The sequence below is a fragment of the Merdimmobilis hominis genome (assembly GCF_016901855.1).
Lineage (GTDB): Bacteria > Bacillota > Clostridia > Oscillospirales > Ruminococcaceae > Paludihabitans.
The window spans coordinates 58,275-70,547 of sequence record NZ_JACJKY010000013.1; the positions used below are offsets into that span (position 1 = coordinate 58,275).

Genomic DNA, 12,273 nt, shown 5'->3' on the forward strand with positions numbered 1-12,273 from the left:
AATAAAAGCCGGCGAAACGGGAAACGTTTCGCCGGCTTTTATTTACGAGAGCAGGTGCACCGTGAGATGCTGTTTGATTTTTTTCAGTGCGGTCTGAATTGCCGCAGTGTGTGCATTTGGCGCTGTACGTACAGAAAAATCATCAAATCCGGCGCAGAATACTTCACGCACACCGCATCGGGAAAGCAGTGTTAACAGCATCAGCCCGGCATTGTCGGCGGCAAGCGGCTCTTCGTTGCGGCATTGCACATAATCTGCAACAATGGTATGCGGCTGTGTCGGCGGTGTCAGGTTTGAGGTGACAATCAGCGTCGTATCAGGGGAGGCAATCAGATCGGCATTCATCTGATCAAGCCGCTTATGATTGCTGAAAAAGCAGGCGTCGGTTTTTATTTTACCGGTTACAAAATGAACCGAAACGATAAACGGCGATACTTGTTCGATCAGCGTCTGAACTTCGCCGCCTGCATCTGTATCACTGAGCCGCGGTGAGAGCAGTAAAACAGGACGGCTGCCAATAAGATGCGAAAGTGTTTTTACAGCATCGCGGTCATCAATCGTATTATTTTGAAACGAAACATACAGCCGTTCAATCAATGCGCGGTCAAACAGCATCCGATCAGATGCGGGAATCCGGCGGATAATTGCGTCAATATCTTTGACGGTGAGTGTCTGCTTGCCAAGCAGGTATGACGCATAATTCGGATGACAGACGTGACTGGCAGCAATGTGATATGCCATGGAGTATCCCCATTCGTGCTGTTTTCGGATGTCGGCAATGTATTCGTCGTAGATGTCCATCACTTTTGTCACATCGTATCGCGTGGCGATATTCTCGTTGATATACTGCGTGATGAGCTCGGTCGGCAGATTGCCTGCACCGCGTCCCATACCGTAGACAGAGGCATCGAGAATCAGCGTGCGTTTTGTCTGGATTTTACCGAGGATCTGCGCATTTGAAAATGCAAGCTGCAAGTTGTTGTGTCCGTGAAAACCGATATGAATTGCTTCGTTTAAGTTTTTGTCGATGAGATAAAACCGATGCGAAACATCATTTCGGTACATGCTGCCGAGCGTGTCGACAATGTAAAATGCATAGGGCGAAAGTTCATTCATGCGCTCGACCAAGGAAAGAAGCTCCAAATCCGAATAAAACACGGTGCCGACCGGCTGCATGAACACGCGGTATCCCTTTTGCTGAATCCGTGCTGCCCATTCGACTGCGCGGTCGATCTCATCTTTGTGAAAGGTGAGCCGAATACCGGTGATGCCGCTTCGATCACACAGCGGCAGTTCGTCGGGAGAAAGGGCGTGCTCTCCCATCGCAATCATTGCGACAAACATCGCGCGGTGCGGCAGTTTGGGCAGAAGCGAATGAATCTCTGCCGGCGAAGAAAACAGCGTGCATTCGCTGTTATGCGGCGAATCGGTTAAAAATCCGCATTCAATGATGTCGATGTCTGCGCAGGCGAGCTTTTCCAAAATGGCGGTAGTCGTCTTTTTTGAAAAACGCCAGTCGTTTACATAGCCGCCGTCGCGAAGCGTGCAGTCTAAAACCTGAATACTCAAACGATCACCTCTCCTTTTTGCAGTGCGTCGCGCAGCACCTCGCGCACATAATCAAGGTCTTTCGGTGTGTCGACGGACAGCGTGCCGGCTTCCACAGCGATCATATGAACCGGTTTTCCGTGTTCCAAAAAGCGCAGTTCGTTGATATCCTCGATCGCTTCGAGCGGTCCTCTTTTCGTTTGGGCAAAAAAGCGGAGCGCTTCTTTTGTGTAGCCCAAAATGCCTAAATGCTTGTAGTATGAAAACGAAAGACTTGCCTTTGGATGGGGAATCGGACTGCGGGAGAAAAGCAGCGCGTTTTGATTTGTGTCCACCACCACCTTGATGTTCGATTCGTCGACAACTTCTGCCGGAGAATACACGGCGGTCATGAGATTCGATACAAAAAACGTGTCCGGCGGCGAATCGGGAATGATCCGGTCGATCAAGTCAGGTGCAATGAGCGGTTCATCACCGTTTACGCAGACATAAAAATCGGCAGGGACAGATTTGGATGCTTCATAGATGCGCTCAGTGCTTGTTTGAAGATCGGGCGACGTGAGAATCGTCGGAATCGAAAACGCGTGGCAAACCTCGGCGATTTCCTGGCTGTCGGTTGCAACATAGACATAGGTGGGATGCTTGGCTTTGATTGCGCGGTGATACACCCACCAGATCATTGGTTTGCCGCATAAATCGGCAAGCGGCTTGTTTTTAAACCGGGTGGAGTTTGCGCGTGCCGGAATGATGACCGCAGATTGCATGGTTTTTTCCTCACTTTCTGAATAGATTTGCAAGTGCGCGCAGCGGCTTAGTGATACGCCAGCTTGTGGATTGCTCATAGTTGTCCATCACCTGCTGAATGTGTGCGGCAAGTTCTGCTTCACTGATGCCGCCGCGCGGCGATGGCGGTGCAGGTGTTGGCGGCGGTGTGCCGGGACGCGCATCCCGCATGGATTTGTATAAGTTCCAGTTTTCAAGAATGCGTGCAGACCAAAAGGCGAGTACTTCGCGGCTTACGCACTCATAGCCGTCGGGGACTTTGATGTCGGCGCGTTTTGCACAGTTTTCGCCGTCCTGCATGTCATAGGCAAGCACACTCGGGAGAAGCACGGAAACTTCCTTGTGCAGAAGCTGTTTTCTGCCGTTTAAGCGCAGCCCGAACTGGACGGTCAGCAGATCGCGCAGCCGATTTGCAAGCGGCAGACAGGCGGTATTTACGATACTCGGTGTGTTGTAGCTTTCAAGGAGCATGCGGATGACATAATGACCTTTGAGTGCACCAAAACAGCCGGTGAACAGTGTGTCTTCCGACGAAAAACCGAAGAAAACACGCAGCGTGCGCAGTGTTTTGAGCGTAAGCTGTGCGCGGGTTTCGGGTGTTAACACAATGCCGCCCAGCCGGTACAGCAGATAAAGCGATACATATTCCTCCGCAAAGGTGACATTTCCTGTATCGAGTGCGTGCTGTACCGATTCCGGCAGGGGAATGGCACTTAAAATCCGTTCATCCGCTTGCACGACGGAAGCGCGGGGGAATGTTTCGGTCAGTGCGGGCAGAAAATCGTCGGGCAGCGGACGAAACAGGTGTACGCACAAAAATCGTTCCGGAATGACCGGTTCACTGCAAAACGGAAGCAGGCGGGAAATCGTCTTATCCTGCCGGATATAGCTGTTTTTCAGAAAATCGGCTTCGTATTCGTGTAACAGCGTGATAAAATCGGCCTTTAACAGCACGCGCGACTGCATCATATTCCAGTAAATCTGACGCGCCGCACAGTACACCGCCTCTTCGCGAAAAACGGGGTTGCATCGCTCTAAAAACAGTTTGAACGCCACGACCACATCGCCGAGCGCACCTTGCACCGTGGTGGAAAGCGTATTCGGCCGGCGGTAGTAGTGATAAAACGGCTCAGCGACATAACCGAGCGTGCGGCAGTGCGTCATGGCGGCGGGAATCAGTGCGATATCTTCAAACAGCATTTTTTCGTATGCAAATGAGGAAAACCATTCACGCAAAAACAGCTTGTTGACGCTGTAGGTGATGTTGTTGCCGTTTGCGATATAGTCGCACAGATCGACGGTCTGTGACGGATAGGACGAAACGACCGTCGTTTTGTCTTCCGCCACATAGTGAATCATGACATCGCACATCACGACATCGCAGCCGTTTTCCTCCGCGGCCGCTGCCATGGATGCGTACATTGTAGGGTCGATTGTATCGTCCGAATCGATAAACGCCAGATATTTTCCGCGTGCAAGTGCAGCGCCCGTATTGCGTGCAAGCCCGAGTCCTTCGTTTTGTTTGTGTACGACGCGGATTGTGTCGGGATAGCGCGCGGCGTATTCGTCGCAGATTTGTGCACTGTCGTCGGTGCTGCCGTCATCGACCAAGATGATCTCGATGGAGGAAAGCGTTTGTGCAAGCACGGAATCAATCGCGCGCGCAAGATAGTCCTCCACCTCATAGACGGGAATCACGACCGAAACCAAAACTTCGTTATTCATTGTTTCCTCCTAATACGCGCAGGATATCAAAAAGTTCATGGGATGTGTTTGGCACATGACAGTGTGCATCCGGAAACCGGCGGGAAAATGCGCGCAGATACCGTTTTAATACGTCGTCCTCTTTCCAGAGTACTTTGCCGGAAAAGAGTTTATATAGCAGTACGATTTCGTTTTGCATGCCGAGCGCAATCCGTCCGGACAGCGCACCGTTTGAACAGACGGTTAAAAGCGTGGTGTGCTTGTGCATTCCGTTTAAGAGATACAGTTCAATCGGTGCAGACCCGGAAAAGAGCCGTGCCGGATAGAACCTGTCATCCTGACAGCGCGGATGCGGTTTGATAAAAAACCGGCGCGGGGAGGTGAATTGCTTGCACATCGCCATGAGTTCTGTATCGTTTGTTTGAATTCGTTCTGCGCGAAACGACTGCTCCAAAAATAAAAAATCGGGGAAAGAGGACGGCGGTGTATACGAAAAAATCCGGTTTAACAGTGCGACAAACGAATGATTCTGCGGGTCAATGGTTGGAATGCGTCGGTTTGCAACGGAATCGCCGCGCATGGCAAGGGGCGGTTCAAACAGATAAAATGCGCGCAGTTTTTCGCTGATTTTCATTGCCTGTGGATGCGTGTTGATAATGGCGCGCTTTGGGTTTAAAAACGAAATGACATACGAGGAAAACCCGTCCTCATAGCAGAAAAAGTCGCAGGGTGCACTGTAGTAGACACAGGCAATCAGACGCAGAAACGGATCGAAGTTTGAAAAAAAGATGCAGTCATAGGAAGTAAGCGGCTCGCTTATCAGTGTGTTGAGTACAGTGAGCGGCTGTAAGAACATCTCGTCGAGAGACTGCTTGGATGCATTGGCGTACTGCGCGTTAAACGATGCGGACGAGGCATACAGCACGCGGGAAAACAGCGCGCTTTCCTGAAGCGGCAAGATGCGCGCACGCGCGTCGGGGAGCACGTCGGTCAGCAGAATGTCGGCGTGTGTATCGGATAACAGCGTGCATTTTAAATGAACCGCCGTCAAGAGCTGATAGACGGAACTGACGAGAATCAGGATACGGGACACCAAACCCCTCCTTTTGGTTGATAGACGAAAAAGTGGTGCATAAGATTATGATAACCGGTGGAACCGGCAGTATACAGATTTTTCGGAAGCGGTGTGAGTACATAGGGCAACAGCTCCGACGGAAACGGTGCCGTGCAGATCTGCGCATCCGGCAACAGCGCGGTATAGTCGGTTTTGTCGTCGGGATGCACTTTTAAAAACAATCGGGTGTTCTCTGGGAGTGAAGCGAACATCTCACGGTAAAAAACGTGATGTTGCTCTGCTGTGAGAACACCGAGTGCAGACAGCTGCTGCGTCAAAAACACGGCGTTTGCCTGCGTGCGGATTGGTGTACGGACAAACAGCGAAACGATTTTGCGGCGCTGTTTTTTAGAGAGTGCTTCGAGTGCATCCTCTACACAGAAATCTTCGCATCGAACCGACTGCGGTACAAAGGCCTGTGCACGAGTTAAGCAAATGACCGTTTGAACGAGCGGGTGCTCGCCGGTGAACAGTCCATACTTTGCGGCGATTGCCGCCTGTACGGGATATGTTTTTAAAAGCGGCGCAAACAGTGTCCGCGGGCGCGTGAGCATCCCTGCGGCATCTTCAAACATTGAAAACGGCAGTCCTTTTTGTATCAGACAAAGCGAAAAATAAAAATGCGCACCCGCCACATAAATGCGTGAAAAACGGGCATCGCCGAACAACGTCTGCCAAGCGTTTAAGGCACACGCGGTGATTTCCGGCTCGGTCGTATGCGGAATCTGCGTATAGGGAAACAGGCAGACGCGGTCAAACAAACGGCGGGAAGCAATCAGCATGATATTCGGATACTTTTCTTTGATGAAATCGGGAACAACCAGCACCGCCGGCTCATTTTGGTGCACGAGTGTGCGATGGAGCAGAACTTCCAACAGCTGATATGCGCTCACCGCATGATAGAGCACAGGCAGACTATGGTAATACAGCGCCTTCATCAAATTCCTCCTCAAACTGCTTTAAATATGCGCGATTTTTTGGGCTTAACACGGCTTTCATCGGCGCATAAGCATCCCGTCCGCTGATGGAAACGGGAAGTGAAAGCGCGTCGCAAGCACACTTATATTGTGCGCAGAAATCGAGAATCCCGCGGTGAATCTCCGGCGTGTACGAGGAAAATCCACCCAAAAACCGCGCAGTCGGGTTTCCCTGTGCGTCCGGATAGTAACCTAAAAACGTGCCGGTTGTGTCGCCGAGCAGCAGCTCAAATGCCAAGTTATGGCCGGACAATGGGCGGTGAAACGAAAACAGATCGCGGTTTTTTCCCATCGAAAAGAGATAAGAAAAAAATGTGCCGTTTGCCAAAAACGGCTCGGGTGTGTCGCTCGGCGAAATGTTTTGTGAAGTCGTTCCGCCCAAAATCCCGGTCAGCTTGCAGGGAATCGAAAACAACTCGTTTACCAGATAAAACAGCGAAAACAGATTGCTTCCCGCCCAGCCGATGTCGACACAGGCGGCATGACGGCAATTTTTTAGCAGATCGGAAAACACGGCGTTCGCGGCCGCGCGCTGCGGCGCATAGCAGGAAAGTGCGTCTTCCATGTGCACTTTTAGATAGTCTGTAACCAATATGCTTGTTTTATGCGTATAGCGCGTGTCTGCTGAACAGCCGGTCTCACGGCAGAAAGGAGCAAGAAGCGCAGAAACTTCTGCTTTTTCAAACCGGTCGCGGATCGTTTCGTTTTGGTTTTGCGTCTCGCCGAAAAAGCGTGCAAAATACAGTGCGCGGTAGTAACCGGCTGTGAGTTTTGTGGCGGCGCGCCGTGACCAGTATACATACTTCGTGGGAAGTGCCTGCTCTCCGTACAGCAGCTGATACGCCTTTTGTAAAACAGCACCATCACGCGATAAGAATAGCAGCGTGTCCGCATCACAAAGCCGTGCCGTTTTGTGAATGAATGCGCAGAATCCCGCCACAAACAGCCCGCCGTATAAATAGCCGTATTCATATGCACGCGAATAGCGACGGTCTGAGGCATACAGGTGTGCATTTGTGATACCGCAGTACAGCGCACCTACAATCGGAGAAAGATCATCGGTGCGGTACGGTGCGCCGAGTGCATTCACATTGCGGTATGGGATCACCGAAAGTCCGCACGCTTTTGCATGCGCCTGATCGGATATGGGATGATCGCCGACGTGAACGATTGACCGGTGCATTCCCTCTGTCTTACACATGGTGACAAACAAACGGCTATCCGCTTTGCTTTGACGGAATGCACAGGAGAGATAGCGGGTGTGAAGTGACTGATACCCACACGAAGTGAGCAGATCGTCGATCATTGGTTCAGCGAAATACGTATCGGAGCACAGAACAATGCGCTTGTTTGCCTGCTGTAAGAGCACGATGACCTCTTTTAAATACGGATTTGCAAAACAGCAGGCGCGCTCACAGCGAAGTTCTGTTTGGATGCCAATTTCTTTGGGAATTCCCGTTTGTTTGGAGAGTACATCCCAGATTTCAGAGAGTGTCACTTCATAGGAGCCGGTGTTTTGATAGGCAGACACCCGCGCCTGCTGTTCGGCGGCTTTTCGGATGGTGCAGAAGTCAGGATAGCAAAGCGCCATACCGACAAAGAAAAAGACTTTCTCCGGTTTTGACACACGGCGCAGAATGAGCGTGTCAAAAATGTCGAACGAAATCACATCGAACGCACAAAGCGACGAAGCGAAGTCTTTCGGACTGCAAAGTGGTGCGCGCGCCGATTCGCTCGATGCGCAAAACAGCTTTTTTTCACGGTAGGGCGGCGGTGTTTTTAAAAACCGAAAGCCCACAAGATAGCAGGCATTTAACAGCAGTGCATACAAAAGTGTGAACACACGGCTGTTGGTTCGCTTATAAAACGGCAGTACACGCGCGTGAATGCCGGGCACCCGCGCGATAAAGAACGAATACAGTGCAGATGTAAGACGTTTCATACTTTCCCCATCGTTTCATACGCGCGGCAAACCGTATCAGGGTCGCCGTCAGCGCGGAGTTTTCCTCGCTCAATCCAGAGCACTCTGGTGCAGAGCGAGCGGATGACCTGTGTGGAATGCGAAACGATCAGCACGGTGGAGCCGCTTTGAATCATTTCGCGGATGCGGCGTTCGCTTTTTTCGCGGAAAAACCGGTCGCCGACACTCAGCACCTCGTCGAGGATCAGAATTCGCGGTGTGGATTTTGATGTGGCAATCGAAAAAGCAAGCCGCGACACCATGCCGGAGGAATAGTTTCGCACCTTTTCGTCCATAAAGTCCGAAAGCTCCGCAAATGAAACGATCGAATCATATTTTCGGTCAAGTCCGCGTTTTGTGAATCCGATGAGCGCGCCGTTTAAATAGACGTTTTCACGGCCGGTAAGTTCTAAATCAAACCCGGTGCCGAGGGTTAACAGCTCGATTTTTCTGCGGTCTGCAAACACAACACCGGAAGAGGGCGGCAGTACACCGGAAATGATTTTTAAAAGTGTGCTTTTTCCCGAGCCGTTTGTCCCGATAATACCGACGATTTCCCCCGGATCAATACGAAAGCTGATGGAATCGAGCGCCAAAAACGATTCTGCTTGCTTTCTTAACTTCGGGTTCAGCAAAGATACCATCCATTCTTTTAAGCTGGTGGGGGTATCTTTGGTGCGCCGAAACCGCATGGTGACATCTCGCAGTAAGATTTCGGGATGCTTTGCACTTGGCACGAAGCACACCGCCTTTCCTCATAAAAATTCGACAATCTTTTTTCGGTAGAACTTGAATACCGTGCGGCCGAGCAATAACGTTAAAATACCAAAACACAGCATTTGCAGCCAGACAAGGCCGCTTGGAAGCGTGCCGTCGAGTACAGCGCCGCGCAGACTGCTGATGTATGCATAGATCGGATTCATACGCACAACGGTCTGCATGAATTCTGACAGCTGACTGACCGGATAAAACAGCGCCGAGCAATACATCCAAAGGGTCAAAAGTACGGTGTATAGATGCCTCACATCGCCGAAAAATACACATGCCACCGCAAGCAGATAGGACATCCCAAGAGAAAAACAAAACAATAAGAAAAGATACACCGGTGCAAGCAGCATCGTCCATTTAAAGGAAATCCCGAACACAATGAGCATCACTGCATAGGCGATCAGCGAGTAAACGAGATTTACGCCCGCGGTGTACACGCGTGCAAGCAGAAAAATATCCATTGGAAAACGTACTTTTAATAATAACGGCTTGTTATCCGGGAGTGCAGTCATCGCGGAGGTGGTGGCGAGCGTGAACGTCTGCCAGACAAGATAACCGGTCAGATAATAGATCGGATAGTTCTCGATGGAACGGCGGAACATATTCAAAAAGATCAGCGACAGCACCGCCATCGAGAGAAGCGGATTCAAAATGCTCCAAAGGATGCCGAGTGAGGAACGGGCATATTTCCGCTTGAGTTCGCGCGCCGTTAACTGACGGATCACGAACGCATATTGATGCCATGCGGAAAGAACGCGCATCAGTGACACCTCCTTTTTTGCGTGATTCGCTGTACAATGGGCATTTGACGTACCATCTGCCACAAAAAATGCGACAGCAGTGCAAACAATGGCATGCGATACGAACGAACCGCACTGCCCGCATACCAGCTTGCAGCAGAAAAAGCTTTTTTGCCGAGAAAACGAAACAGTGAAGGAAAAAAACGCCCCATATTCCGCTTTGATTTTGAAAGGATCGGTGCCAATGCTGTTTCGTTTTGGTTGTTATCGGAAAACGAAAGATTACCGAGAAAGTCGGCTGTACCGTGTGAGGGAAACGCCATCAGACGAACGCAAATCCGAAAGATTGCCCTCACAGATGGCGGGGAAGAAAGCCATTTATCGATTGCACCATTTACGAAAAGAATATCGGCGCCTATGCGGATAAAGGCTTTTGTCTGTGCGTTTACAGGCGCGCAGATCGGGAAAGCACGGCCGTTTGCTTTGCCGTAGGAAATGGTTGTGCCGTGCGGTGCGGAGAAGATCGTTTCAAATACGGAGGGCGAAAAAAACACCTTGCGCCAGTAATGCGTCTGCGGCGAAAAATATGCGGTGCGCCCTTTCGATAAAAACGGTGTTCGGTGGTTTACTTGATACAGTCCGAAGTAATAGCCCGAAACCGGCGCAGTGCGCCCCGCCTCGAGCAAGCGGCGGTTGAGCGCGGGCTGAATACTGCCCATCCAGCCGCTGTCCACGATTGCCGCGCGCGTTTTTTTAAGCAGTCCCGCCTGTGTAAGATACAAGGTTAAATGTTTGTTTTGCGGTGTGAAATCAGACAGCGTTTTGCGTGAAACGTACAGATAGTGACAGCGAATCGGGAGCGCACGCTTTAAACAAAGCCTTCGCGCGGCATGAAAGAAAAACCATCCATCCCTTGCGAGAAAATACAAATCGGAAACACGGTCGCGCGTCGCACGTTCGATGAGCCAGCAGGTGAAAAATCCGAGGATCGGCGCCGCGGTTTCTTCAAAAAAACGGTGCGTAGAAAACGGGTTCATGAATGGTCTCCTTTTGTGTAGTTCGAGCGGGCAAGGCGGCGTTTGACTGCATATTGTACACTGCGCGGAACAAAACACAGCGCAAGCGGCTTTGCTGTGTAAAGAAGTTTTTTCATAAACGGCAGACGAAGCGCTGAAAATCCGCGGAAACGAACGGCAGCTTCCGAAAACCGGCGCTTGATCGTTCGTTTTTGATAGGACGCGCGGTCCTCACGGTAAAAAAGAAGCGGCAGCGGCAGATTCGCGCCGCGCATTCCCATTGCCGTCATGCGCAGGAACAGTTCATAATCTTCACAAAACCGGCACGTTTCCGATTCGTTGTAGCCGCCGGCTCGTGCAAGCGATTCAGCACGAAACATCACACTCGGATGAATAAACGGGGAATTGTGCAAAAAATCATGCGCAGTCGGCGCGATGGGAACGGTGAAATCTCCCCATCCCCCCCTATCATCGAACCGTTTTGCAAATGAGCCGACCCAGTCGCATTCCGGATGTGCCAAGAGAAATGCCGCTTGGTGCAGAAACCGTTCGGGTGCGCATCTGTCATCGTCGTCCATGCGTGCAAGATATGCGCCTCTTGCGGATTGCACGGCGCAGTTGAGCGCGTGTGCAAGTCCACGGGAAACGCTGCCGCGCACAAGCCGAATCCGCGTATCAAGTGATGCGGCAGAGCGGATTGCTGCTTGTCCGATTGGACTTGACGCATCGTCGTATAAAATAAGTTCCCAGTGCTGATACTGCTGGCGGCAGACGGATAAAACCGCCTCATGCAGGCGGGCGGGGTTCGGATTTTTTGTGCACAGCAGAACGCTCACAAGCGGCATCGGTGCGTCGGTCGGCTTCGTGGTAGACACTACGCATGACGGCTTTCGTGTATTGCTGTTCAAACGGTCGTGCAGACTCGATACATCGCACGTTCATCTCCTTTTTTTCCTGTGGGGTGCGGCTTTGCAGAAATAAAATGCCTTCTTCGATTGTGCGCGGATCGTCGTGACGGCATAAAAATCCGTTTTGCTTATGCAAAAGATATTCGCGGCTTCCGCGGTTGTCCGCCGCAATCACCGGCACACCCATCGCAAGCGCTTCGACTGCCGCCATGCCAAGTCCCTCGCGCACGGACGGAAACACGAGTGCATCTGCACAGCCGATGAGCGCCGGTGCATCGGTTCGGTGACCGTACAGCGTGACAATATCGGAAAGTCCGAGCAAGCGGATGGTATGCGCAAGATGCCCTTTCAAAAAACCGTCGCCGCAGATGATAAGCTTTAGGTTGTGAAGTGTTCCTGCCTGCTTCATAGCGTGCAGTGCCGATAGAATTGCCGTGTGGTTTTTGTTGTGGTTTAACTCCCCGACGGCGATCAGTAAAAATTCATCCGGCAACACACAGAGCCGGCGGCGGATCATATCACGTGCCGTGTGGCCGAGCGGCGAAAACCGTGCGGGATCAAGACCGATGCCCGGGATTTTGTAAACCCGTCCGCCTTTTTTAAAATGAAATGACCGTGCCGCTTTGTCATCTTCATCGTTTATCACAACGAGCAGATCGGTCAGGTGTGCAAGCATTCGTTCAATCGGTGCATAGAGTAAGTGGTTCACAAGCGGCGCACCGCGGTAAAAGTGAAAGCCGTGTGCCGTGTAGATC

At 51.3% G+C, this 12,273-nt stretch carries 11 protein-coding genes; all 11 read right to left on the minus strand.

The genetic code is table 11. The features are described 5' to 3' along the window. Window positions 1–42: 42 nt before the first annotated feature. Window positions 43–1,569, minus strand: a complete 1,527-nt coding sequence (locus H6A12_RS08850; protein WP_204447015.1) for an aldolase catalytic domain-containing protein — start codon at window positions 1,567–1,569, stop codon at window positions 43–45. Continuing rightward, window positions 1,566–2,390: a 3-deoxy-manno-octulosonate cytidylyltransferase gene (locus H6A12_RS08855; RefSeq protein WP_243415426.1), complete on the minus strand. Its 825-nt coding sequence runs from the start codon at window positions 2,388–2,390 to the stop codon at window positions 1,566–1,568. Before H6A12_RS08855 ends, H6A12_RS08850 begins: the two co-directional genes overlap by 4 nt. Continuing rightward, window positions 2,323–4,056 carry a glycosyltransferase family 2 protein gene (locus H6A12_RS08860; RefSeq protein ID WP_204447019.1) on the minus strand — a complete coding sequence of 578 codons (1,734 nt, stop codon included), beginning with the start codon at window positions 4,054–4,056 and terminating at the stop codon, window positions 2,323–2,325. The genes H6A12_RS08855 and H6A12_RS08860 overlap by 68 nt, the downstream gene beginning before the upstream one ends. Beyond that, on the minus strand, window positions 4,049–5,128 hold the full coding sequence (locus tag H6A12_RS08865; RefSeq protein WP_204447021.1) for a polysialyltransferase family glycosyltransferase: 1,080 nt from the start codon (window positions 5,126–5,128) through the stop codon (window positions 4,049–4,051). The genes H6A12_RS08860 and H6A12_RS08865 overlap by 8 nt, the downstream gene beginning before the upstream one ends. After that, the gene (locus H6A12_RS08870) at window positions 5,113–6,087 is read right to left on the minus strand and encodes a hypothetical protein (protein ID WP_204447023.1); all 975 of its coding nucleotides are present in this window, start codon (window positions 6,085–6,087) and stop codon (window positions 5,113–5,115) included. Before H6A12_RS08870 ends, H6A12_RS08865 begins: the two co-directional genes overlap by 16 nt. Further along, entirely contained in the window at window positions 6,065–8,068 is a 2,004-nt protein-coding gene (locus H6A12_RS08875) for a hypothetical protein (RefSeq protein ID WP_204447026.1), read from the minus strand. Before H6A12_RS08875 ends, H6A12_RS08870 begins: the two co-directional genes overlap by 23 nt. Beyond that, window positions 8,065–8,823, minus strand: coding sequence for an ABC transporter ATP-binding protein (locus tag H6A12_RS08880; RefSeq protein ID WP_345941237.1), 759 nt, complete (start codon window positions 8,821–8,823; stop codon window positions 8,065–8,067). The genes H6A12_RS08875 and H6A12_RS08880 overlap by 4 nt, the downstream gene beginning before the upstream one ends. An 18-nt stretch (window positions 8,824–8,841) precedes the next feature. Then, window positions 8,842–9,615, minus strand: coding sequence for an ABC transporter permease (locus tag H6A12_RS08885; protein ID WP_204447028.1), 774 nt, complete (start codon window positions 9,613–9,615; stop codon window positions 8,842–8,844). After that, complete coding sequence (locus tag H6A12_RS08890) at window positions 9,615–10,631, minus strand: hypothetical protein (protein WP_204447030.1); 1,017 nt, start codon at window positions 10,629–10,631, stop codon at window positions 9,615–9,617. Before H6A12_RS08890 ends, H6A12_RS08885 begins: the two co-directional genes overlap by 1 nt. Next, window positions 10,628–11,485 carry a glycosyltransferase gene (locus tag H6A12_RS08895; RefSeq protein ID WP_204447032.1) on the minus strand — a complete coding sequence of 286 codons (858 nt, stop codon included), beginning with the start codon at window positions 11,483–11,485 and terminating at the stop codon, window positions 10,628–10,630. The genes H6A12_RS08890 and H6A12_RS08895 overlap by 4 nt, the downstream gene beginning before the upstream one ends. Further along, on the minus strand, window positions 11,397–12,273 hold an 877-nt coding region (locus H6A12_RS08900; protein ID WP_204447035.1), incomplete at its 5' end, for a glycosyltransferase. The genes H6A12_RS08900 and H6A12_RS08895, both read right to left, overlap by 89 nt.